The sequence below is a fragment of the Gottfriedia sp. NPDC057991 genome (assembly GCF_042886615.1).
Classification (GTDB): Bacteria; Bacillota; Bacilli; order Bacillales; family Bacillaceae_G; genus Gottfriedia.
The window spans coordinates 706,497-731,253 of sequence record NZ_JBHVQN010000001.1 but is presented as its reverse complement, the minus strand read 5'-3'; the positions used below and the strand labels follow the sequence as shown (position 1 = coordinate 731,253).

The window sequence follows — 24,757 nt, the reverse complement described above, 5'->3', positions numbered from 1 at the left end:
ATACAAAAAACATCCGCTGACTTACAAACCGAATACATCATTAGACAAGTTAAATCTAAATCAAAGAAATTTTTGTCAATAAAAAAATCCCTCTTTTCAGATGAAAAGTAGGGATCTTCACATTATAAGTGATTAAATGACTTATAAAACTTTCTCTAGGAATAACTTTGCACGATTCGTTTTAGGTCTTGTAAATAATTCGACTGGAGTTGCATCTTCAACTAGATTTCCTTCGTCTAAGAATAGAATTCGATCTGCAACTTCCTTTGCAAAACCCATTTCATGTGTAACGATGACCATTGTCATTCCTGTATGAGCTAATGATTTCATAACTTCAAGTACTTCTTTTACCATCTCTGGATCTAAAGCTGATGTTGGTTCATCAAATAGCATTACTTTAGGTTCCATTGCAAGTGCTCTTGCTATAGCTACACGTTGTTTTTGACCACCTGAAAGTTTAGGAGGATATACGTTTGCTTTTTCAAGAAGTCCAACTTTTTCAAGAAGTGCATTTGCATTTTCTTCTGCCTTAGCCTTACTCATACCTTTTACATTAATCGGAGCATACGTAATATTTTCTAGAACTGTCATATGTGGGAACAAATGAAAATGTTGGAATACCATACCTACATCTTCACGAATTTTCATTATATTACTTTTAGGATTTGTAATTTCAATATCATCCATCCAAATTTCACCATTTGAAGGAGTTTCTAATAAATTCATACAACGTAAAAATGTAGACTTTCCAGAACCAGATGGACCAATTACAGCAACAACAGATCCTTGTTCAATTATAGTTGTTATTCCTTTTAATACATGAACATTTCCAAAGCTTTTATTTAAATTCGTAATTCTAATCATTTGTACGCATTCTCCTTTCAACAGATTTACCTAGAAGTGATAGGATCATAATGATAATGTAATAGATTGCAGCTACAAAAATAAGTGGTTCCATAAATGAGTAAGTCTCTCCACCTACTAAGAATGCTCTTCTCATTAAATCAGATGCACCAATTACTGTTACCATTGCTGATTCCTTTGTTAACGTAATAAACTCATTCATCAAAGCTGGTAAAATATTTTTAAATGCTTGAGGTAAAATAATTTTTGACATCATTTTACGGTAAGGGATTCCTAAAGCTGAAGCAGCTTCTTGTTGCCCTTTATCTACTGCTAGTATACCTGCACGGATGATCTCTGATACATAAGCTCCTGAATTCAATCCAAAGGCCAATACCGCTGCTGGAAACTTTTCGATATCGACACCAATTAATTGTGGTAAACCATAATAAATGATCATTAATTGCAAAACCATCGGTGTTCCACGAAAAATTGATGTATAAAAATCAGCTATTACAACTAACCATTTTGCACGGCTAATTTTCATTAATGCAAGTAATATTGCTAAAACAAGACCTAATAAAATTGAACAAACAACTACTAGTAGTGTTAATTTTAATCCGGCCAATATATATGGAATTGAAGGGACAATTTGAGAAAAATCTAAGTTCATATTGTAGTGCTCCTTTACTATTCGTCTTTTAAATTGCAAAGTATATTCGACAAAGTCTGTTTAGATAAAGAGCACTGGTTTAGAAACCAATGCCCTTTGTTTCAAATAATTCATATCCAATGGATTGCTCATATTCTGTTAATGCTTCATCTAAGATTGCTAACCCATCATCGATTTGATTCTTCGTAACTGTTAATGGTGGAATCATTCGAATTACTTCACTGTTGTTACCACAGAAGTAGAATAAAACACCTTTTTCCAAAGCAAGATCAAGAATTTTAAATAATCCATCACCGTTTGGTTCTTTTGTAGCTGGATTAATAATTTCAATGCCGATCATTAAACCAATTGAGCGAATGCTTCCAATTACCGGATGCCTTTCTTTTAATGCATTCAGTTTTTCTACTGCGTAAGCTCCAACTTCTTTCGTATTTTCTAAAAGCTTTTCTTCCTTAATAATTTCTAAAACAGCCAGTGCAGCTGAACAAGCTATTGGATTTCCTCCAAATGTTGTTCCATGACTACCTAGTGGCCACTGTTTCATTAGTTCATTTGATGCTACAGTCGCACTTAAAGGAATTCCATTTGCAATACCTTTTGCAATTGCCATAATATCTGGCGTCACATCAAAAGTATGTGCAGCAAACCAATCTCCTGTACGGCCAAATCCAGTTTGAACTTCATCAAAAATTAGTAAAATATTATTTTTATCACAGATTTCTCTTATTTTCTTTAACCATGCTTTAGGTGGTACTATATATCCACCTTCACCTAGAACTGGCTCTACAATAACTGCAGCTACTTCTTCTGGTGTTACTTGATGATTAAATAAACGTTTAAAATCTTTTTCTAATTGCTCTACTACATATTGTTCTTCATCATAACCTTCAGGGCATTCTGAAACATTTGCATAAGGTATTTGATAAGAGCCTGTTGGTTGTAAAAATTTTCGATACTTACTTTTTGATGTCGTAACGCTTAATGCTCCCATAGAACGGCCATGGAAACAACCAATAAATGAAACAATATATGGACGTTTAGTAGCATGCTTAGCTAGCTTAATAGCACCTTCAATCGCTTCAGTTCCACTATTACCAAAAAAGAAAGTATCTAAATTACCAGGAAGAATTTCAGCCAACTCATCTGCTAGCTTTAAAATCGATTCGTAAATAATAACACCCGACGGACCATGTGCTAAAGAATCAGCGCCATCTTTAATTGCCTGTACTACCTTTGGATGACGATGTCCAACATTTGTAGTAGCAATGCCAGATGTAAAGTCTAAGTACTCTTTACCATCTACACCATAGTAGTAACAGCCTTCTTCCTTTACAACCGGTAAGTTAGGATGATCCTTTGCCATGCTTGGCGCAAGACGTAAAGGCATTTTTTCTAATAAGTGACTCCAATCTCTCTCCATCAATAATTCCTCCCCTGATTACAACAAAACTTATCATTTTCTATATCTTCTGCCATACCCTATAGGTTTATCTTATAATCTATTAAAATCTTACGTATTACTTCAATTCACCGAACCATTTTTTAACTAATTTATCAACAGTTCCATCTTCTTTTAATTCAGCTAGTGCTTTATCAAATTTAGGTGTTAATTTACTACCTTTTGGAAGAGCTACAGCTGAACCAGATTGTTCAAAGAAATCTTGCATTAATTCACCTTGCATTTCAGGTAATTTATTTAGATAGCCACTTGCTACAGATTGTTCGATCACAACAGCATCAAATCTTCCAGCTTTTAATTCTTCTACCATCTCTGGAATACGGTTACGGTTTTCAACTTTAAATCCATACTTTTTAGAAACTTCAATTGCTTTTGTTTCTTGAATTGAACCAGCTTGTACACCGACTGTTTTTCCTTTTAAATCTTTAACACTTTTAATGTTTGAATCTTTATTTACAACTATTTCATTTTGATCAGTGAAATATGGTTCAGTGAAATCTGCATTTTTCGCACGCTCAGGTGTCTTTTTCATACCGGCCATAATAAAATCTACTTTATCTGCGTTCATCGCAGTAATTAATGAATTAAAATCAATATCTTTAACTTTAATAGTGTATCCAGTTTTTTTACCAAGCGCTTTAGCTAAATCAACATCAAACCCGACAATTTTGTCATTTTTTGTGTCAATAAATTCATAAGGCTTATAATCCGCACTTGTTCCTAAGATTAAGGTTTTATCATCTGACTTGTTACAAGCAGATAACATTCCAATTGATAATGCTGATGCAGCTAAAACTCCGACTAATTTTTTCATTAATGCTTCCCCCTAATTTTTTAAAAATTCAAACTTATTATTTATATTATCTTTTTAGTATTCTATTAAACAACCATTTTTTTCGAATGAATAATTATTCCACAAAATGAATTTTAACACATACTAATAATTATGCAACTATATTTTTCAGGTTTTCGACAAAAAAATTAGATACAGCCTAATTTTACAAGGATATTATTAAAAAAATTTTTTCATTAATATTCATTATATTTATATATTTATTCACTGAAGTGAATGAGCGTATTGTTATCGCACTTTTCAAATCTTTCAAAAAGTTTTCGACAAATCTCGCAAATCACTACATTTTTCAATACCGAACACTTATATTCCCCCAAATTTAAGCGTTTTCACGCTTATTCATAAAAAAAATACCATTGCGGAAATGGTATTTTCATAAAAATGATTACATTATTCATTTATAAATTATTTTATTATATTAAAACTTCCTCTTCTATTACTACATCAGCAACTCTATTCTCCTTATAATAAAACGAAAAATGATGATTCCGCTCGTTTTTTAATAGTATAGGAAGAAAATATGGAATACACTCTCCTACTCCTTGATTTTTTTCATCTATTACCCAATCAATTTTTTTCCAATCTAAAATTCCTTCATCTGTTTTTAAAGGCGTATCATATTTTAGGTTATTAGAAACCTCGGCCAGAAATACATACATACCTCCGAAATCCGCATCTTCTTCATGCCAGGTCACTTTACCTTTATAAGTAATATCTTTCAACTCAATATGTATTCCGGTTTCTTCTGCAATCTCTCTTTGCACTGATTTTTCGATTGCTTCCCCTTTTTCTATTTTTCCACCAACACCATTCCAAATTCCCATTGTAGGAGCGTTTATACGATTTAACATTAATAGTTCATCATTTCGTTTGATAAAGCATAAAGTATATTTCACAAATTCCCACTAACCTTTCAAGGATTTTAGTAAATTTTATTTCTATTAATTATGGCATAATTTGCTATTAATTTGTTTACAAAACAACTTTACTAATTTTTTAGAATATTTTAAAATTTAATTAATATATTAGTACTACAAAGGAGAGGTGTGTTGTGGATCAATCAAATATTATCGATTTAAACCAATATAGAAAATCCAAAAAACATAGATTAGAATCTTTCGCTTTTCGAGTAAAATATGATGAAACAGCATATAAAGATGCATTAATGTTATTAATATTTACATGCTCTTTAGCTGCATTATCTTTCTTTTTTATTCTTTATTTTATTTACAAAATAACAATTAATTAGAACGCTTCATATTAAATACAGTTTACATAATAATATTATGCACAAAAAAAGTACAAAAATTTATGGATTTCCCTCCATAAATTTTTGTACTTTTTTATTTAAATTTCTTCACAAAATTGATCGAAGTAATTTTGAAGTTTTTGAATAACTTGCATTGGATCATGGCCTTCGATTTCATGTCGCTCAACCATCGCAACAAGTTCACCGTCTTTTAAAAGTGCAAATGACGGAGATGATGGTGCTTTACCAGTAAAATATTCACGAGCTTTCGTAGTAGCTTCTTTATCTTGTCCTGCAAACACAGTTACTAATTGGTCAGGTCTTGCATCATAGTGCACTGAATGTGCTGCTGCAGGACGAGCAATACCACCAGCACAACCACATACTGAGTTTACCATTACAAGTGTAGTGCCTTTCTTTTCTAATGCTTGCTCGACTTCCTCTGGTGTTTTTAACTCTGCATAACCAGCCGCTACGATCTCTTGACGTGCAGTATGGACAACATCATTCATAAAGAAATTAAAATTCATATTCATTTCATCTACCCCTTACATGCTTTTTATCATCTTACCAATTTAGCGGCTATTAATTCAAGCTTTTGAACCTGCTAGTTTATTTTTAAATCAATCTTTTATCAAATTAGTCATTCATTCACTAACTCAACGATTACATTCGGTAAATGAGCTAATGTAGATATGGCGTATTGGTAATCTTCATTTAATTCTTCAACAACTCGTATGACGGTCACGAATGGATTTTTTATGACAAACTGATCAATCTTTTCCACATCTCCCGCAATAAATAAAACTTTTGCATCAATTTTATTTTTTAATCCGACTGAATGTAATGTAGATAATACATTTATCATTAGTTCTTCTTCTTGCTCACTAGCACCTTCTAATATTATACAGTCCCAACTTAAAAACTTAAGCTGATCAAAAAGAAGTTCGTCCATATCTCTCCCTCCATATCGCTTGTTTATACAAATATATGAGGAAATGAACGAAAGCATACTTTTTTAGTATGAAATGAAAAAACTCTAATATTTAAGCTTCTCCAATACCGAACGCCAATATTAAAAAGAAGAAGAAAACAAAGGTGATAATATTTAAGAATACACCAAGAATGATATTTGTTATTTTTTTTGAAAAGATTGCAAATATAACACCTGTTATTGATAAGATGCTGAAAAATACAAGGAATAGACCCAGGTATTTAGTGTGTTCATTGATTAAAAGAGCTATAACAATACTAATACCAACCGTCATTAAAGAAAGCCAACCAAATTTATTCAATATAATCGCCTCCAACATTGCTATTATTTTTCTTATATTAAATGTATCACACACAACAGATGGAAATGAATGGAAAAAAGAGAATGACAACTTTACGCTCTGAAAGAAAAAAAGAACGCTTTTAAAGCGTTCTTTTAAGAATTAACCGTTAATTTTGTATCCGATTCAACCTTGACTTCATTTCTTTTCTGAAAAAGTCGATTTACAAAATACATCATTGGAAAACTTATAAAAGCGATTGCACTAATAATAACAAATCCACGGCCACCATTTTCATATCCGAAGTAAGCTAATAAACTTCCACCAAGCGCTGGACCGAAAACGAAACCGAGTTTTGAGAATCCCATTGCCCCAAAATAAGTTCCCTTTAATTCTTCAGGAGCAAGCTGATCGACAAATACATCTGTAAATGTAAATGCAAATATTTCTCCTACAGTTAACACAATCATTACGATTGCTAATAAGAAAAAGTTAGTAAATAACCCAAATCCAGCAACAGCTAAACTAACAATCACATTTCCAATCATCATAGATACAGTTGGTGAAAAATTCTTCATTCTACTTACTATTGGGAATTGAAGTATTACTACAGTTACTGCGTTGATTGTTGTTAAATACGCATACAGTTTAACTCCATTATGAAACTGTGGTGCATTCGCAAAATATTGAGACATTGTTGAAAAGCTTTGTGAATAACCAAGACCATAAAAACAGATTGTTAGAATCGTTAAAGCAAAGATGATGTCCTTACGTAAAATTGAAAACGACGCCTTCATCGAAACTTTGTTAGTTGTTGAAGCAGACTTTCCTTCTCCAATTTTATACTTCGATAACATATATAATAATGTTAAACCATAAAAAAAGTACACAATTCCAGATAATACAAATGGCAATGTGCTTTTAGAGCTTCCTAGATATAAACCAACTAAAGGACCTACTGCAACTCCAACATTAATAGCAGCATACCGCAAATTAAAGACTAACAGTTTTGATTTCTCGTCGGTTAAATCAGAAAGTAATGCTCTAGACGAAGGTTCGAAAAATGATGAACAAATATTTAAGATCGAGTTCAGCACGAAAAACCAGGCGAAAGAATCTCCTAGTCCAAAACCAACTAATGTGATAGACCATAAGAAAATACTCGATAATAAAATGGTTTTCCTTCCAATACGATCAGAAAGAGTTCCTCCAATAAAACTGAAAAATACCCCTAAAAAAGATGAAACCGTTAACATGATCCCAACCATTGCAGGTGAGATATGTTTAACCGAAGTTAAATAAATAGCTAAAAACGGCATACTTACTGTGCTAGCAAACCTAACGAATAAAGTTCCAATAACGATATTCCAAGCAACAGGATGTACCGCAGATAAATTTTTAAACATCTTATCCCCCCTATTTCTCTAAGATGTCACATATTTGTAAATTATCTTACAAATGTTACAGTTTGTAAAGGTTTTAGTTCGGGGATCTAAAGGTGAACTGGAGGTTGCTTAAAGGATTTAGGAAAAGGATTAAAGCATTGAATAAAGCCAATGCTAGAGGTATTTTAGGAAATGGTATAGCATGAAGGCATGAAATAAAAGAGGGCTATAGAGAAGAGGAATGGCATCCTATTCCCTATTGTTTTTTATATCCTGATAAAGATTGTCTTTTAATATTGCCATAAATCGGTTTTTACTATGATCAATCACTTCGAAGCCGTATTTGCGGTATAAGTTGTGAGCATCTCTTGTGCCAAGCATGAATGTGCGTACAGTTGATAGTTTTTCATAACTCATGATTTGTTCCATTAGCCATTTTGATAATCCTTGTTTACGATATTCTGGGAGAATAAATACGTCTGCTAAATAAGCAAATGTGACGCCATCTGATACTACTCTTGCAAAGCCTACTTGGGTTGGTTCTATTTCTGGATTCCCCTTGTAAACACCAAAACAGAAAGATCCTTTGATAAATCGCTCAATGTACTCAAAAGGAATTTCATTCGCCCAATATGAATCTTTATCTAAAAAGTTATAAATAACTTTTCTGTTTAAAAATTCTTTATTAGTTGATATGTAATAGCCATTTTGTTCAACTAGCATAAATTCCACCCCTTTTTTACAAAATACAGAATTTTATAATTATTTAATTTTATCACAAGTCACTAAAAAATTCAGGATAGAGAAGACACATATACTCCTTTTTTTATCGATAAAATAACTCATTTTATTACTCTTAGTATGGTTGAGAGGTATCTCGGTGCGTTTTTCATTATGTGTGATTTTATGTGGTCATTTTTATAGATAATTAACGTAATTCATCACTATTTTTGTCTATAAAGAAAGAACTTGTTAGTCTTCTAATTGAAAGGGTCTACTTTTAACTATTATTAAGTCAAAATACTATAACCGATATGGGTAATAACTGGCTTATTTAGGATACTAAAGGATTTAATTGCAGATTTACTAATTTTAATTGTAGTTTTGCTAATTTTATTTGCGGTTTTGCTACTTTTATTTGCAGATTCACTATTTTTAGACTTTATAATTGATATTACTGATTTCTCATTGCACGTTTCACTATTTTATTTACACTTCAATTTTAATTTTCACTACCTCAGCATTTCAACTACTCTATTTTTAAATCGTATTTTTACAAAATAACATAAAAAAGAGGTTGCCACCTTAAGACAACCTCTTTCGTTTAAAAATTAATATACGTTTGTATTTTCTTTTGTTGTATTTTCTAGGATTTCTTTTACTCTTCCTAAGAATTTACCACAAATGAACCCGTCAAGTACACGGTGATCAAGTGATAAGCATAGGTTAACCATATCGCGAACACCAATCATTCCGTTTACAACAGCTGGACGTTTTACGATGCTTTCAATTTGTAAAATTGCAGCTTGTGGGAAGTTAATGATACCCGCACTTTGAACACTACCAAATGATCCAGTGTTATTTACTGTGAATGTGCCACCTTGCATTTCGTCTGATTTTAATTTACCAGTACGAACTTTTGTAGCTAATTCTGTAATTTCACGTGCAATACCTTTGATTGTTTTCTCATCAGCATTTTTAATTACTGGAACAAATAATGCATCGTCTGTTGCAACAGCGATTGATAAGTTAATATCTTTCTTTTGGATGATTTTGTCTCCAGCCCACATTGAATTAATCATTGGGTATTCTTTAAGTGCTTGCGCTACAGCTTTAACAAAGAATGCGAAGAATGTTAAAGAGAAACCTTCTTTTTTCTTGAAAGAATCTTTAAGGCTGTTTCTGTAATTTACTAAGTTTGTAACATCTACTTCGATCATCATCCAAGCATGCGGAGCTTCATGTTTACTACGTAACATATTTGAAGCAATTGCTTTACGTACACCTGTAACTGGAATTTCAATATCACCAACTGCTGTAGGAATAACAGGTGCTGGTGCTCCAGCAGGTGCTTTAGCTACTTGGGCAGCAGGAGCAGTTTGTGCTACAACTGGTTGAGCAGGAGTTTCAACTGCAACAGGTGCTGGTGCCGCTTGAGGTACACCATTTGCGATTGCATTTAAAACGTCTTTTCGAGTAACTCGATCATTATTTCCTGTACCAGGAATTAATGAAAGATCAAGATTATTTTCTTGTGCTAAACGAAGTACAGCTGGAGAAAAACGTACTTTACCAGACTCATCAGTTTTAGCAATAGTTTGAACCGGTGCAGCAGCTACAGGAGTTTGTGCCTGTGCTACAGGTGCAGCTTTTTCAACTGGTTTTTCTTCGATTGTTGTTGCAGCTACTTCACCAGAAGCTCCTTCAACTTCAATCGTACAAATGATTTCACCAACAGCTAAAGTTTCACCTTCACCTGCGATTAATTCCTTAATTACACCAGAAAATGAAGATGGTACTTCAGCATTAACTTTATCTGTCATAACTTCAGCAAGTGGATCGTATTTATTTACATGATCTCCTACTTTTACTAACCAAGTACTGATTGTACCTTCTGTTACACTTTCACCTAATTGAGGCATTTTAATATTTTCGATCATCATTATGTCCCCCTTTTTCAAACAGTGCCATTAAAATGCTGCAAGTTCTCTAGCCGCTTTTTCTACTTTATCTGGATTAACCATGAAGAATTTTTCCATTGTTGGAGAATAAGGCATTGCCGGAACATCCGGGCCAGCAAGGCGTGCGATTGGCGCATCTAATTCAAATAAGCAATTTTCAGCAATAATTGCTGCAACTTCGCTCATGATACTTCCTTCTTTATTATCTTCAGTTACTAATAACACTTTTCCTGTTTTAGAAGCAGCTTCGATAATAGATTCTTTATCTAATGGATAAATTGTACGTAAGTCTAACACATGTACAGAAATGCCATCTTGTGCTAACTTTTCAGCAGCTTGAAGTGCAAAGTGTACACATAATCCGTAAGTGATGATTGTGATATCTTCTCCTTCACGTTTTACATCAGCTTTACCAATTGGAAGTACATAATCAGTTTCAGGTACTTCACCTTTAATTAATCGATAAGCACGTTTATGCTCAAAGAAAATTACTGGGTCATTATCACGAATTGCTGCTTTTAATAATCCTTTAACATCATAAGGAGTAGAAGGCATTACAATTTTTAAACCTGGTTGACCTGCAAACACCTTCTCAACAGATTGAGAGTGATAAAGTGCACCGTGTACACCGCCTCCATAAGGAGCACGAATCGTAATAGGACAAGTCCAGTCATTGTTTGAACGATAACGAATTCTTGATGCCTCAGAAATAATTTGGTTTACTGCAGGCATAATGAAATCAGCAAATTGCATTTCAGCTACTGGTCTAAGGCCGTACATTGCAGCACCAATACCTACACCCGCAATTGCAGATTCTGCAAGTGGTGTATCTAATACACGATCCTCACCAAATTGATCATACAGACCATGAGTCGCTTTAAATACTCCACCTTTTAATCCAACGTCTTCCCCTAATACAAATACCTTTGGATCGCGTTCCATTTCCTCTTTTAACGCTAAAGTTACTGCATCTATATAAGAAATTACTGCCATATTGTCCTACCCCCTCTTATTCTTCGTAAACAAACTTCAATGCATGCTCAGGTGCTGCATATGGAGCGTTTTCTGCGTAGTCAGTTGCTTCATCAACGATCGCACGAATTTTTGTATCTAATTCTTTTTCTATTTCTTCTGTTAACACACCAACTTCATGAAGGTATTTAGCAAATGTAAATAAGCAATCTTTGCTTTTTGCTTCTTCTACTTCTTCACGAGAACGGTAAATACGATCATCATCATCACTAGAGTGTGCAGTTAATCGATAAGATACAGCTTCGATTAGTGTTGGACCTTCTCCACGACGAGCACGGTCAACTGCTTCTTTTGTTACACGATAAACTTCTAAAGGATCATTTCCATCAACAGTGAAACCAGGCATTCCGTATCCAATTGCACGATCAGATACTTTTTCACATGCTAATTGCTTTTCAATCGGTACTGAGATAGCATATTTGTTATTTTCACACATGAAAATTACTGGTAACTTATGTACACCAGCAAAGTTTGCGCCTTCATGGAAATCACCTTGGTTAGAAGAACCTTCACCAAATGAAACCCAAGAAACGATATCTTTACCTTCCATTTTTGCAGCTAGTGAAACACCAACAGCGTGAGGAACTTGAGTCGTAACTGGAGATGAACCTGTAACGATACGATTTTTCTTTTGTCCAAAATGACCTGGCATTTGACGTCCACCAGAGTTTGGATCTTCTGCTTTTGCAAAACCAGAAAGCATTAATTCTTTTGCTGTCATTCCGAATTGTAAAACAACACCCATATCACGGTAGTATGGTAATACGTAATCTTTTGTATTATCTAATGCGTACACTGATCCAACTTGAGCTGCTTCTTGACCTTGACAAGAAATAACGAACGGAATTTTACCAGCACGATTTAATAACCACATACGCTCATCAATACGACGTGCCATTAGCATTGTTTCATACATACTAAGAACGTCATCATTTGATAAACCAAGCTGTTCATGACGGTTTGAAGTTGTAACCTTTTCCATAAATATCCCCCTTTTACCACATACGTTGTGGAAGCGTTTTAAATCAATATAGTGATGAAATGTAGAGATTTACTCTCTACATTTCATTATTTTAAATTAAGAGTGAATTGCTAATCCTTCTACTGCAAGTGCTGCTTCACCAATTGCTTCTGATAATGAAGGATGTGGATGAATTGTATGAGAAATTTCCCAAGCTGTTGCATCTAATACTCGTGCTAAACCAGCTTCAGAAATCATATCAGTTACATGAGGTCCAATCATATGGACACCAAGAAGATCATTTGTCTCTTCATCAACAATTATTTTAACAAAACCATCATGCTCACCGTAAACTAAAGCTTTACCGATTGCACGGAACGAGAATTTTCCTTTTTTAACTGTGTAACCTTTTTCTTTTGCTTCACGCTCAGTTAAACCAACAGATGCAACTTCTGGATTACTATAAACACACTTACTAACCATTGTTGGATCTAATGGAAGTGGTGAATTACCTGCAATATGCTCAACTGCAATTGTACCTTCTCTTGAAGCAACATGTGCTAATTGTAAGCCACCAATTACATCACCAATCGCATACATATGTGATTCTTTAGTTTGGTAATTAGCATTTGTTTGGATAAAACCATTTTCAACTACGATGTCAGTATTTTCTAATCCGATTCCTTCAACATTCGCTTGACGACCAACAGATACTAACATTTTTTCAGCAGTGAAAGATTTCTCAGTATCTTTATGAAGTGCATTAATCCTTACACCATTATCGATTACTAAAGTTTCAGCTAAAACCTTCGCATCAGTAACTAATTTAATACCTTTTTTCTTTAATAATCTAGTCATTTCTTTAGAAATTTCTTCGTCTTCTAAAGGTAAAATTGTTTTACTATACTCGATTACTGTTACCTCAACACCAAAATCTGCTAACATAGAAGCCCACTCAATACCGATTACACCGCCACCAACGATAATAATTGACTCAGGAAGAGACTCCATTTTTAACGCCTCATCAGATGACATTACATGCTCACCATCAATAGTTAATCCAGGTAAAGACTTTGGTCTTGAACCAGTTGCGACTAAAACGTTCTTAGGAATTAACATTTCGTTCTCGCTACCATCGTTCATTTCTACAGAAATTGTTCCTGGCATTGGAGAGAAGATTGAAGGACCTAAAATACGTCCTAAACCGTCGTATACATCAATTTTCCCTTGTTTCATTAAGTGTTCAACACCTTTATGAAGCCCGGCAACGATATTTTCTTTTCTTTGTTGTACTTTGCTAAAATTTAATGTTACGCCTGATGTTTCAACACCAAACTCTTCACTTTTCTTAGCAGTTGAAAAAACTTCTGCACTACGTAATAATGCTTTACTTGGGATACAGCCTGCATGTAAGCAAGTTCCGCCTAGTTTATTTTTTTCTACTACCGCTACTTTTAATCCTAATTGAGAAGCACGAATAGCAGCTACATAGCCACCTGTACCGCCACCGAGTACGACTAAATCATATTCTGTTGCCATGATGAAATTCTCCTCACATTTATACTAAAGATTTAACTGCAAATTCTCCAGGATAGATTTTTGCTTCTTCTTCTTCTCGAAGTACGCGAAGTGCACCTTCACAAAGAGCTTGAAGCTCATTTTCACCTGGTAAAACAATTACACGTGCCATCCATTTAACTCTTTTTGTTATTTCATTAACAATAAAATCACTATAAGCAATTCCACCTGTTAATATAATTGCATCAATATTGCCTTCAAGAACAGCAGCCGCACTTCCAATTTCTTTTGCGACTTGGTAAGCCATTGCTTCATATACTAAAGCAGCTTTTTCGTCACCATCTTCAATCATGTTTTCGACTTTTATTGCATCAGCCGTTCCAAGATAGCTAACTAATCCACCTTGACCAACCATCATTTTTTGAACTTCGTTAATATAGTAGTCACCAGAGTAACAAAGTTTTATTAAATCACCAATTGGTACAGTTCCAGCTCGCTCTGGACTGAAAGGTCCTTCACCATCTAAACCGTTATTTACGTCAATTACGCGTCCTTTTTTATGAGCACCAACACTCACACCTCCACCCATATGGGCGATAATAAGGTTTAAATCGTTATATGACTGTTCTAACTGTTTTGACACTTTTCGTGCTACAGCTTTTTGGTTTAAAGCATGGAAAACACTTCTTCTTTCCATAAGTGATTGTCCGCTGATTCTTGCAACTGGATCTAATTCATCAACAACTACTGGATCAACGATAAATGCTGGGATGTTTAATCCTTGTGCAATCTCATTAGCAATGATCCCACCAAGATTTGAAGCATGCTGACCACTATAACCAACTTTCAAATCTTCTAACATGATTTCATTTACTGCATAAGTTCCACCTTCGATTGGTCTAAGTAGTCCACCTCGACCACATACAGCACTTAATTTAGAAATGTTAATGCCTTCTTTGTGTAATACCTCTAAAATAACATTTTTTCTAAATTCATATTGTTCAATTATTGTTTTGTATTTATTTAATTCTTCATCATCATGGCGTATTGTTTGTTCAAAAATTGGTTTTTCATCATCAAATACGCCAACCTTTGTGGATGTGCTGCCAGGATTAATTACTAAAATACGATGCATTGTCAACACTCTCCCTTCTAAGTTTACCTTACCTTTATAACTAGAAAGAAAGAGTTACTATTACTTCACTCTTTCTTTCCATCTAAAAAATAAAGGAATTTTAAATAAAATTTATTTAGTCAATTATCTTCTACTTAAGATGTTGTGACCATTTGATAAGAATTGGCTACGAGATTTTGCCATTGTAGCAATACGCTCTTCAGCTAAACGGTCTGCAGCTAAATATGTTGGAATTCCGTCACGTTTTGAAATCTCGATAACTTTTGCAATATTATCGTATAAACCTTCAACTTTTTTCATTGCACGGTCGTAGTTATATCCGTATAACTCATCTGCAACGTTGATTACTCCACCAGAATTGATTACATAGTCAGGAGCATAAACGATACCTAATTCATGGATTAAATCACCATGACGAGTTTCTTTTAATTGGTTATTTGCAGAACCTGCAATAACTCTCGCTTTTAATTGCGGGATTGTTTTATCGTTAATTGTTGCACCTAATGCACATGGTGCGTAAATATCACATTCTACTCCATAAATATCATCTGGATCTACTGCTGTAGCACCAAATGCTTCTACTGCACGTTGTACAGCTTCTTTATTAATATCCGTTACGATTAATTGAGCACCTTCTTCATGTAAGTACTCGCAAAGGCTGTAAGCAACATTACCAACACCTTGGATTGCAATTTTTTTACCTTCTAAGCTGTCAGTACCAAATGCTTCTTTTGCAGCAGCTTTCATACCACGGTATACACCAAATGCAGTAACTGGAGATGGATTACCTGAAGAACCGAATGATGGTGAAATACCAGTAACATAGTCAGTTTCTTCATGGATTAAATCCATATCTGCTACAGTAGTACCTACGTCCTCAGCAGTAATATATCGACCATTTAAGCCTTGGATATAACGACCAAATGCACGGAACATTGCTTCGTTTTTATCTTTACGTGGATCACCGATGATTACAGTTTTTCCTCCACCTAGGTTTAAGCCAGCAGCAGCATTTTTATAAGTCATACCTTTTGCTAAACGTAGAGCATCTTCAATTGCAGCTTCTTCTGATTCGTAAGTCCACATTCTTGTTCCACCTAAAGCTGGACCTAATGTAGTATCGTGGATCGCAATAATTGCTTTTAATCCTGATTCTTTATCTTGGCAGAAAACAACTTGCTCATAATCATAAGTTTCTAAGTATTTGAAGATTTCCATGTAATAACAGCTCCCTTAAATTGTGTAAGTTTAGTTTTTAGAATTACATATAGCTAATGCTAATGAATATAATTTTGTCATTGCAGAGTCAGAACGCGATGTTAAAACAATCGGTGCCTTAGCTCCAGCAATGAGTGCAGCCACTTCTGAGTTCGCCATAAAGACTAAAGATTTATATAAAATATTTCCAGTTTCTATTGTAGGTACTAATAAAATATCAGCTTGCCCAGCAACTTCTCCAGTTAAGCCTTTATGTTTTGCTGCTTCAACAGAAATGGCATTATCAAGCGCTAATGGTCCATCAACAATACAATTTTTAATTTGTCCTCTTGTATTCATGACAGTTAGTGTTGCTGCATCTAGTGTTGCTTGCATTGCAGGATTCACTACTTCAACAGCTGCCAGTACAGCAACTTTAGGGGTTTCTAATCCTACTTTCCTTGCAATGTCAACACTGTTTTCAATAATTTTCACCTTTTGATCTAACGTAGGTGCTATGTTCATCGCAGCATCCGTTACGATTACTGCATTTTCTCTACCTGGTACGTCGAATATTGCAACATGTGATAAAACACTTTTATCTCTTAAACCATATTCTTTGTTCAATACTTCTTTTAGAAGAACTGACGATGAAAGATTACCTTTCATTACAATTGAAGCTTCACCAGAGCGAACAGCTACAACTGCATTTTTAGCAGCCTCTTTGTTTGAATGAGAATGAACAATTTTTATTCTTTCTGCAAATTGTTCGTTTTTTAATAAATCTTCATACATTTCATAGATAGCTTGCTCATTTCCGAAAAGTAAAAAATTTGCTAAATCATTATCTAATGCTATTGAAACTGCTTCTTTTACTTCGAAGTCCTCAGCAACAGCTACAGCAACAGTTTGCCTAGAATGATTTTTCGCGCGTAACATTATATCTGTTAAATTCATTGAAAGCCCTTCCTTTCATCCCCCTGCACTATATAAAGCAATTAGCGTGCCAACTTTCTAAAAAGGATAAAACTATTTTAAAAATAGTTGAAAAGCCTTACATTACCAACATTCTAGTACCAGGTACTAGTAACACCAACAAATCTATTCTACAACAATATTTTGAAAAATGACAGTAATTGTATGCAAAAATATTCATAGCACGCAAATTATTGCGTGCTATTTTTTGCAGTGTGGTATTTTTCCAATTTATAATACAAATTCCTTACTGATATTCCAAGCTCTTTTGCTGACCTTGTTTTATTACCATTATTTTTCATTAATATCTTTTCAATAATTTCACCTTCATAATTTATAACCATTTCATCAAGGGAGCTTATTTCTTCAGTATGAACATCGTTTTGATTAACAGATTGTTCTTGCTTAACTTGTACAATCGCTGATAAATGCTCAGGTAAGATTTGTTTTTCATTAAATTTCATAAATATGACAGCTCTTCCTAGCACATTTTCCAATTCCCTAACATTACCAGGCCAATTGTAACTTTTTAATTTATTTAATGCTGATAATGAGATTCCCTCAACATTTCGACCGTAGTCTTGATTAATTTTTGCTAATAATCTTTCGCCAATCGGTAAAATATCTTCAATTCGATCCTTTAGTGCAGGAATAATAATAGGAAGTTTATTTAATCGATAATAAAGATCTTCTCGAAACTTCCCTTCAATGATTGCTTCCTCCAGATGAACATGCGTCGCAGCAATCACTCGCACATTTATAGGAATAGACTTTGTCCCACCAACTCGTCTAATTTCTTTCTCTTGTAGGACCCTTAATAGTTTGGCTTGCATCGCAGGTGATAATTCTCCAATTTCATCTAAGAAAATACTACCATTATTAGCTTCCTCAAAAAGCCCTCTTTTCCCACCACGTTTTGCGCCAGAAAAAGCACCTTCTTCATAACCAAATAATTCACTTTCCAATAAAGTTTCAGAAATCGCTGCACAATTCACTCGAACGAATTTATTATATTTGCGATCGCTTTCATTATGAATCGCATGAGCAAACAATTCCTTACCAGTTCCAGATTCCCCACGAAGCAATACGGTAGCAGGAGTGCTCGCAGCTAATTTAGCCTGCATGATTGCTAAACTGATTCCTTCAGATTCACCAGCTATATCCTCGAATGAATATTTCGCCTCTAATGTTCTAATGATTTGACGTGCTCGATGTAGTTCATTCGTTAACTGTGAAATTTCAGAAACATCATGGATTACCCCAACACTGCCTTTTAATTTTCCGTCTACGATAACAGGAGCTACATTTACTAGTACATCACGATTTTGCTTTCCGACTTTCATGCGTACTCCACGAACTGCTTGTTTTGTTTTCAACACTTTTAAATGAACACTTTCACCTTCATTAATATCAATCGTTGCATGTTTACCAAGAACTTGTTCACTCGATAATCCAGTCAATCTTGTGTATGCCGGATTAATAATAATGCCATTACCTTTTTCATCTACAACTGAAATTGCTTCATCCGAACTTTGAATGACTGCTTCAAGCATGCTATAAACTTCTTTTAAATTCGTAACCTCTTCTGCTAAATCGATTACCTCAGTATCATCTTTAAAAACAGAAATTGCACCTTCAAGTTCACCATCTTCTCGAAAGATTGGAATACGCGTCGTAAAAATCTTACTTCCATTAATTAATATATGTTCCTGATTAATTTCCTTCTTTTTCGTTTGAAGAACTCGAGGTAATTTACTAGTTGGGACAACATCCAATATATACCTACCAATCGCAGCATCTTTATCAGTATGTAGCATACTTTCTGCAGAGCGATTAAATAAAAGAATTTTTCCCCATTTGTCAACGACAATCATTCCATCGTGAGTGTTGTCCAAAATTAGTTCCTGTTGTCTTTTTTTATTATTGATTAAATTAAAAAGCGATTCTTTTTCTTGAACAAGATCAGATATCATTTTTGCAACCGAACCCGGAATTACTATAGTATGCTTGGCTTTATACCCGTTTATTTCCTGGTATATAGTTTCATCTCCAGTAGTATTTATGACTACATCAATCTCATCGTTTAAATTCGACTTCCAATCCTTTAGAATTGGAATGTGTAAGCTTTTAGCAAATTCTAATCCTTTAGCCTCTTTTATCATATCTACTACTGCAACAACATTAAATAAATCAGAATGTGATAGAAGTTTTAATACAGCTGTGCCTCCCGTTCCCATTCCGACGATCATTACGTTTTGTTTCATCTTAGTTCACCTACTAATTTCAACAAATTATTAAACACATTAGACTATTATATATATAAAGTCATTCTTTCGTCTATTTCAAATGTTTTATAAGTCTTGACAACACTATACTTGTATATGATTATGAAGAAAGAGAATTACGTAATTTTATAATTTATTGTTACTTTTATCGGAGGAATTAATTAACATGAAAGAATCATTTACACGTATGTTAGCATTCGTTGTGATTGTTGTACCAATAGCTTTAGCAGTTATCGGAATTAAATTACTTCGTGATACGGTATTTCTAATCCATTCTTTTGGCATTCCAAATCTTCCATTGCAATTATTAATCGGACTTGTTTCATTAGGTGTCGGTTTTTATTTAGTCGGAAGCTTTGTGTTATTTAGAGATCGTAAACGAAACAAAGTTCAAGGTAGATTTTTAAAAAGATAATTTTTGTGGGCGTATAGCTAGCTTCTTCGTCACATTCGCTTATGTGGGGATTCATTAAAACCACCAAAAGATAAATAACAAAACAAAAAAAGTGCTAATGAAAGCACTTTTTTTATTTACTAAGAAATTGGCTTCTGACTTGAAAAGCTAGCTCTGGATAGTCAGTAATAATCGCCGTACATTTAACTTCAACTAATCGTCTCATAACATCCGGTTCATTAATCGTATAAGGTCTCACGGCTAGTCGATGTTCCATCGTTTTTACAATTTGTTCATCAGTAATAATACGATAATTTGGATGAATTCCATTTGCTTTATAGTCTTCAGCAATTTCCCATGGTTCTTTACTTCTTCTATTAAATAGAACTGCAGTTTCAATATCCGGCGCCATTAAGTGGAATTTAAGCATACTTTTATGATTAAAGGAAGATAAAACGATTCTTTTTTCATATTCATATGAACGGATTAAATTTATTACTCGTTCCTCAAGTCCATGATATTCGATTTTATCGTTTTTGAGTTCAACATTGATACTAAAGCTATTTCCTTTTGCCCATTCAAATACTTCTTTTAAGGTTGGAATCGTGCACCCTTTAAATTGGCGTTTAAATCGATAACTAGCATCAAATTGCTTTAATTCAGCTAAAGTATAATCTTTCACGAAACCTTTACCATTAGTTGTACGATTTATTGTTTCATCATGAATAACAACGATTTCACCATCTTTTGATAAGTGTACATCTAATTCTATTCCGTCTGCCCCTAAATCTTCACATGCCATAAAAGAAACCATGGTATTTTCTGGGTAGGTTCCTGCAGCACCTCTATGACCAATAATATCGACCACTCAAATTCCCCCCTATGTGAGAAAATATGTACTTTCTTCTTTTTCTTATTGTATACTAATTTTACGAAACTAAGGAGGATTATTATGCGACCATTGCAAATTTCGCCCGAAACGGCAATTTTACTTTCTAAGAAATTAAACGTTCCTTTAGAACAAGTTATGCATATGCCACAGCATATATTAATGAAAAAGTTGATGGAATTGGATTTGACTAAAAGCGAAGAAGCTTCTAAGGATACTAAATAATTAAACAAGTAAAAATAATTTTAAGTAGAGCGATAAAGTATTTATATTTCATTCAAAAGGTAATTCTATTCAATTTAGAATTACCTTTTTTATTTCAAAGCACATCTCCAGTTAATGTATCTTTTTTTCAACACTAACCTTGCTTAGATTACAAATCCAAAAGTTTAAAACGTCCATCTTTACAGCATGTCTAATATGTTTTAATGCATTCTCATCATTTTCCATAAAGATAAGTGCATTGACAATGTTTTTTAAAAGATACTTCTTAAGATCGTCTATATTAAATGAATTTCTTTTACCAGTAATTATTTCCTGTTGAATAAGATTAACCTTTCTGTCAATCTCAGCCCATGATAATTGAATCAACTCAACCGGGATCTCTATAAACATACAAAATTCCGCAAACCATTCAGGTAATGATTGTTTATCTTGTTGTTTCTCATCATATTTGACTAATTTATTCGTGCTTGTAAAATTCATTTCGTCAAATGATTTATTGCTACCCATTATCTATTCGACTCCTTTTAGTAAAATTCAATTAAATCTTTTTAAAATTGAGTTTACATTGTATACAAAAATATTATAACAAAACTAAAGTATAACCCCTCTAACCATTTGTGAACGTTTTGTTAGGAGTTTATTGTTCTTTTTTTGAGTCCTCCTTATTAGAACTCTTTTGAAAGTTATGATATTTTCGAAGTTAATCTTCTTCTATTTGAATTCTAATTTATTTAAAAGAATTACATTTTTATGTAAAATTGTACAAATAATTAACAATTATGAGCTAATTTTAATTTAAACTTCCTTTCATATTAATTAGTTTTCAAGTAAAATGTAATGTATTGTGTATATTTTATAACGAAAAGTATTTATGGAGGTATTTTTAAATGTTACCTGATTGGTTAATTGGTTTGATCATGGGGATGGTAGAAGGACTAACAGAATTTTTACCTGTTTCTTCTACGGGTCATATGATTTTAGTTGCTGATTTATTAAACTTTACAGGCGAGAAGGCTTCATTTTTTGAAGTAATCGTTCAACTTGGTTCTATTCTAGCAGTAGTGGTTGTTTTTTGGAAACGACTATGGTCAGTACTAGGAGTTAAATCAGATGGTTATAGACAAACGAACCTCAACTTAATTCATATTATTATCGGTGCTATTCCAGCCGGGATTGTGGGGCTTATATTCCATGATTTCATTAAAGATGTTTTATTCTCACCTAAAACTGTTGTAATCGGATTAATAGCTGGCGGTATTTTATTAATTTTTGCTGAAAAAGTATCTAAACATCCTAAATCATCCGATTTAGATCACATCTCATATAAACAAGCTTTTATTATTGGATGCTTTCAAATGTTAGCTCTATGGCCAGGATTTTCACGATCAGGCTCTACAATAGCTGGGGGATTATTATTTGGTTTAGATCGAAAAACTTCTGCAGAATTTACTTTTATTTTAGCAGTACCGATGATGATTGCTGCTAGTGGATTAGATTTAATTAAAAATATCGATATTTTAAGTGCTTCAGATTTACCATTATTCGCAACTGGATTCATCACTGCATTCATAGTTGCATTACTTGCGATCGTTTCCTTCCTAAAATTATTAGAGAAAGTAAAACTAACAGGTTTTGCAGTTTATCGTTTTATTGTAGCGATTGTTTTCACGATTGTATTTATATTCTAATTAAAGACTATAAAAAAATAGGACAACCGTATTGGTATGTCCTATTTTTTTATTTCTGTATACAACATTACTCTAGTCTCCATTTTAATCGGTTTATTTTACAAATGGAAAAAGGCTATTCGTACAACGTATACGAATAGCCTTTGTAATATATATGTTAGTTATTTAAATTTAAAATTGTTGTCTATTGGCGAAAGCCCTACCTCTCTTTCGCAATTCGGCTCCAGGGCCGTTCCATTAGGCAGCTTGTTTCACAACAATCTTCACTAACAGACACTACTACTAATTTTAAATAAGGTTGAAATAGCTGACGTGTCATGGAATACGTCCAATTTTCTTCCAAATTTCGTAATAATAATATCGTTTTTCTAAATATTTCAGTGGCGCAATTAATATTATAGCATACTACAATTTATTTCGCAAACCAATTTTTATTAAATAGAAAATCAACGGACACATACTTTACATTGCTCCAAAGTAAAATTTTGAATTTCGTTGTTATAGCGCTTATTGAACTAACTCCTTTTACGAAAATTTCGTAATAAATTGATAAACATATTTTCAACAGCAAAAGAAAACGTTGTCTACCATAGACAACGTTTTCATATTACATATATAATTGCTAATGCGAAAAAATACCGAAGATCTCGTAAGAAGTTAATTCGCTAAGAGAAATGTCTGTGGAATCACTGTCAGAAGCTAATCGGAATTGAATTTTTCTTGAGTAATTAATAATAAAAATAAATTAAGAAGCTTTATGCTCTAAACGTAATTTATCAGCTACCATTGCAATAAATTCTGAATTTGTTGGTTTTGCCTTTGACATTGAAATTGTATAACCAAATAATGTAGAAATACTATCGATATTTCCACGGCTCCATGCTACTTCAATCGCATGTCGAATTGCACGTTCAACTCGGCTAGCTGTTGTATTAAACTTTTTAGCGATATCTGGATATAAAACTTTTGTAATTGAACCTAGAAGCTCAATATCGTTGTATACCATCGAAATCGCTTCACGTAAGTACATATATCCTTTAATATGTGCAGGTACCCCGATTTCATGGATGATACTTGTGATACTAGCATCTAAGTTACGTGGCTTACTTTCGTAATTTGAAACTAGAGAAGGTGCATTACGTTTAGTTACCGAACTACCCTTTCCAACTACTTGACGGATATTGCTGATTAAATGCTCCATATCAAATGGTTTTAAGATAAAATATGATGCACCAAGATCAACAGCTTTTTTAGTAACATCTTCTTGACCAAATGCAGTTAGCATAATAACGTTTGGAATTTTTTCAACTAAGCCAGCGCGTAAGCGATCTAAAACCGCTAATCCATCTAAATGAGGCATAATAATATCTAAGACTAATACATCTGGCTTTTTATCCTTCACTAGAGGTAAGCAGTCTTGTCCATTAAACGCAACCCCAACCACTTCCATATCTGTTTGTGCGTTAATGTAGTTTTCTAACATAATAACAAGTTCTTTATTATCATCAACTAATAATACTTTAATTTTCTCCACGCCCGTTCCTCCCTACATCCTCTATAGTGAATTTTCATTACTTATTACCGATAATTTCGACAATAAAAATTTATTTCCTGTTTTTATTATAAATTCTGAATATTTTTATTAATATAGATAGTTTTCTTCAATTTCTTCTAGCATTCGACGATTGGGTTAAAAACTACTATGTATTAAGTCGAATTATACATATAATTCATTATATAAAAAATGAAATAGTATGTAAATTTATAATTTTTAATATAAATTTACAATTCTGTAACATTAGCCGTCATATCAATCATCCTCTACATTAAATTTTTTTTAATCTTTCGTTGTTGCTAATAGTATATTACCATTTTTTTCCTATTTTGACTTAATTTTAACTAAATACACCACAAAATTTAATATGTGTATTTTTCAGTATTGAAATATTAATTGCGATCTTAGCTATAAACCAATTCACTAAAGGGTAATTACTTTGAACAAAGGATTAACACCTATAGGAGTTGCAAGAGAGGCCTCCTG

General features: G+C 33.3%; 25 protein-coding genes. 4 read left to right on the top strand and 21 right to left on the bottom strand.

What is annotated here, in order from left to right; genetic code table 11:
* Nucleotides 1-141 precede the first annotated feature (141 nt).
* The 5 genes from ACFVR2_RS03610 to ACFVR2_RS03590 all read right to left on the bottom strand — a co-directional run bounded on the left by ACFVR2_RS03610 (nucleotide 142) and on the right by ACFVR2_RS03590 (nucleotide 4,724).
* On the bottom strand, nucleotides 142-864 hold the full coding sequence (locus ACFVR2_RS03610; RefSeq protein WP_387358974.1) for an amino acid ABC transporter ATP-binding protein: 723 nt from the start codon (nucleotides 862-864) through the stop codon (nucleotides 142-144).
* The gene (locus ACFVR2_RS03605) at nucleotides 857-1,516 is read right to left on the bottom strand and encodes an amino acid ABC transporter permease (RefSeq protein ID WP_056475253.1); all 660 of its coding nucleotides are present in this window, start codon (nucleotides 1,514-1,516) and stop codon (nucleotides 857-859) included. The genes ACFVR2_RS03610 and ACFVR2_RS03605 overlap by 8 nt, the downstream gene beginning before the upstream one ends.
* A 79-nt stretch (nucleotides 1,517-1,595) precedes the next feature.
* Nucleotides 1,596-2,936, bottom strand: a complete 1,341-nt coding sequence (locus tag ACFVR2_RS03600; RefSeq protein WP_387358972.1) for an aspartate aminotransferase family protein — start codon at nucleotides 2,934-2,936, stop codon at nucleotides 1,596-1,598.
* A 97-nt stretch (nucleotides 2,937-3,033) separates the two neighbouring features.
* Entirely contained in the window at nucleotides 3,034-3,789 is a 756-nt protein-coding gene (locus ACFVR2_RS03595) for a transporter substrate-binding domain-containing protein (RefSeq protein WP_387358970.1), read from the bottom strand.
* 452 nt (nucleotides 3,790-4,241) lie between these two features.
* On the bottom strand, nucleotides 4,242-4,724 hold the full coding sequence (locus tag ACFVR2_RS03590; protein ID WP_387358968.1) for an NUDIX hydrolase: 483 nt from the start codon (nucleotides 4,722-4,724) through the stop codon (nucleotides 4,242-4,244).
* 155 nt (nucleotides 4,725-4,879) lie between these two features.
* Between ACFVR2_RS03590 and ACFVR2_RS03585 the strand changes: the two genes are divergently transcribed.
* The gene (locus ACFVR2_RS03585) at nucleotides 4,880-5,077 is read left to right on the top strand and encodes a hypothetical protein (protein ID WP_387358966.1); all 198 of its coding nucleotides are present in this window, start codon (nucleotides 4,880-4,882) and stop codon (nucleotides 5,075-5,077) included.
* A 98-nt stretch (nucleotides 5,078-5,175) separates the two neighbouring features.
* Here ACFVR2_RS03585 and ACFVR2_RS03580 read toward each other — a convergent pair whose 3' ends face one another.
* From ACFVR2_RS03580 to ACFVR2_RS03520, 13 genes are all read right to left on the bottom strand, one after another.
* Nucleotides 5,176-5,613 (bottom strand): BrxA/BrxB family bacilliredoxin, encoded by a 438-nt coding sequence (locus tag ACFVR2_RS03580; RefSeq protein WP_387358964.1) that lies wholly within the window; start codon nucleotides 5,611-5,613, stop codon nucleotides 5,176-5,178.
* Between the two features lie 107 nt (nucleotides 5,614-5,720).
* A complete protein-coding gene (locus ACFVR2_RS03575; protein WP_387358962.1) occupies nucleotides 5,721-6,032 on the bottom strand; it encodes a hypothetical protein in 312 nt (103 codons plus the stop codon).
* A 91-nt stretch (nucleotides 6,033-6,123) separates the two neighbouring features.
* Complete coding sequence (locus tag ACFVR2_RS03570; protein ID WP_387358960.1) at nucleotides 6,124-6,372, bottom strand: hypothetical protein; 249 nt, start codon at nucleotides 6,370-6,372, stop codon at nucleotides 6,124-6,126.
* Nucleotides 6,373-6,506: 134 nt separating this feature from the next.
* Nucleotides 6,507-7,757 (bottom strand): MDR family MFS transporter, encoded by a 1,251-nt coding sequence (locus ACFVR2_RS03565; protein WP_387358958.1) that lies wholly within the window; start codon nucleotides 7,755-7,757, stop codon nucleotides 6,507-6,509.
* A 228-nt stretch (nucleotides 7,758-7,985) separates the two neighbouring features.
* The gene (locus tag ACFVR2_RS03560; protein ID WP_387358956.1) at nucleotides 7,986-8,459 is read right to left on the bottom strand and encodes a GNAT family N-acetyltransferase; all 474 of its coding nucleotides are present in this window, start codon (nucleotides 8,457-8,459) and stop codon (nucleotides 7,986-7,988) included.
* A 608-nt stretch (nucleotides 8,460-9,067) separates the two neighbouring features.
* A complete protein-coding gene (locus tag ACFVR2_RS03555; RefSeq protein ID WP_387358954.1) occupies nucleotides 9,068-10,399 on the bottom strand; it encodes a dihydrolipoamide acetyltransferase family protein in 1,332 nt (443 codons plus the stop codon).
* Nucleotides 10,400-10,426: 27 nt separating this feature from the next.
* Nucleotides 10,427-11,410: an alpha-ketoacid dehydrogenase subunit beta gene (locus tag ACFVR2_RS03550; RefSeq protein ID WP_098844809.1), complete on the bottom strand. Its 984-nt coding sequence runs from the start codon at nucleotides 11,408-11,410 to the stop codon at nucleotides 10,427-10,429.
* 16 nt (nucleotides 11,411-11,426) lie between these two features.
* Nucleotides 11,427-12,431: a thiamine pyrophosphate-dependent dehydrogenase E1 component subunit alpha gene (locus ACFVR2_RS03545; RefSeq protein WP_098428781.1), complete on the bottom strand. Its 1,005-nt coding sequence runs from the start codon at nucleotides 12,429-12,431 to the stop codon at nucleotides 11,427-11,429.
* A 96-nt stretch (nucleotides 12,432-12,527) separates the two neighbouring features.
* Nucleotides 12,528-13,949 carry a dihydrolipoyl dehydrogenase gene (gene lpdA / locus ACFVR2_RS03540; protein ID WP_387358952.1) on the bottom strand — a complete coding sequence of 474 codons (1,422 nt, stop codon included), beginning with the start codon at nucleotides 13,947-13,949 and terminating at the stop codon, nucleotides 12,528-12,530.
* Nucleotides 13,950-13,968: 19 nt separating this feature from the next.
* A complete protein-coding gene (buk, locus tag ACFVR2_RS03535; RefSeq protein ID WP_387358950.1) occupies nucleotides 13,969-15,069 on the bottom strand; it encodes a butyrate kinase in 1,101 nt (366 codons plus the stop codon).
* Between the two features lie 117 nt (nucleotides 15,070-15,186).
* Nucleotides 15,187-16,281, bottom strand: a complete 1,095-nt coding sequence (gene bcd, locus ACFVR2_RS03530) for a branched-chain amino acid dehydrogenase (protein ID WP_056475213.1) — start codon at nucleotides 16,279-16,281, stop codon at nucleotides 15,187-15,189.
* Nucleotides 16,282-16,311: 30 nt separating this feature from the next.
* Nucleotides 16,312-17,217 (bottom strand): phosphate butyryltransferase, encoded by a 906-nt coding sequence (yqiS, locus tag ACFVR2_RS03525; protein ID WP_387358947.1) that lies wholly within the window; start codon nucleotides 17,215-17,217, stop codon nucleotides 16,312-16,314.
* 209 nt (nucleotides 17,218-17,426) lie between these two features.
* Entirely contained in the window at nucleotides 17,427-19,499 is a 2,073-nt protein-coding gene (locus ACFVR2_RS03520) for a sigma 54-interacting transcriptional regulator (protein WP_387358945.1), read from the bottom strand.
* Nucleotides 19,500-19,686: 187 nt separating this feature from the next.
* Between ACFVR2_RS03520 and ACFVR2_RS03515 the strand changes: the two genes are divergently transcribed.
* On the top strand, nucleotides 19,687-19,935 hold the full coding sequence (locus ACFVR2_RS03515; protein WP_069034062.1) for a DUF2627 domain-containing protein: 249 nt from the start codon (nucleotides 19,687-19,689) through the stop codon (nucleotides 19,933-19,935).
* A gap of 112 nt (nucleotides 19,936-20,047) precedes the next feature.
* Here the strand turns inward: ACFVR2_RS03515 and ACFVR2_RS03510 are convergent, their stop codons facing one another.
* Nucleotides 20,048-20,782: a glycerophosphodiester phosphodiesterase gene (locus ACFVR2_RS03510; protein ID WP_387358943.1), complete on the bottom strand. Its 735-nt coding sequence runs from the start codon at nucleotides 20,780-20,782 to the stop codon at nucleotides 20,048-20,050.
* A gap of 84 nt (nucleotides 20,783-20,866) precedes the next feature.
* Here ACFVR2_RS03510 and ACFVR2_RS03505 point away from each other — a divergent pair, with 84 nt between their 5' ends.
* Nucleotides 20,867-21,028, top strand: coding sequence for a YycC family protein (locus ACFVR2_RS03505; RefSeq protein ID WP_387358941.1), 162 nt, complete (start codon nucleotides 20,867-20,869; stop codon nucleotides 21,026-21,028).
* Nucleotides 21,029-21,139: 111 nt separating this feature from the next.
* Here the strand turns inward: ACFVR2_RS03505 and ACFVR2_RS03500 are convergent, their stop codons facing one another.
* On the bottom strand, nucleotides 21,140-21,535 hold the full coding sequence (locus tag ACFVR2_RS03500; protein WP_387358939.1) for a hypothetical protein: 396 nt from the start codon (nucleotides 21,533-21,535) through the stop codon (nucleotides 21,140-21,142).
* Nucleotides 21,536-21,915: 380 nt separating this feature from the next.
* Between ACFVR2_RS03500 and bacA the strand changes: the two genes are divergently transcribed.
* The gene (gene bacA, locus ACFVR2_RS03495) at nucleotides 21,916-22,716 is read left to right on the top strand and encodes an undecaprenyl-diphosphate phosphatase (protein WP_387358937.1); all 801 of its coding nucleotides are present in this window, start codon (nucleotides 21,916-21,918) and stop codon (nucleotides 22,714-22,716) included.
* A gap of 745 nt (nucleotides 22,717-23,461) precedes the next feature.
* Here the strand turns inward: bacA and spo0A are convergent.
* Complete coding sequence (spo0A, locus tag ACFVR2_RS03490; protein WP_098862442.1) at nucleotides 23,462-24,250, bottom strand: sporulation transcription factor Spo0A; 789 nt, start codon at nucleotides 24,248-24,250, stop codon at nucleotides 23,462-23,464.
* Nucleotides 24,251-24,757: the final 507 nt, after the last annotated feature.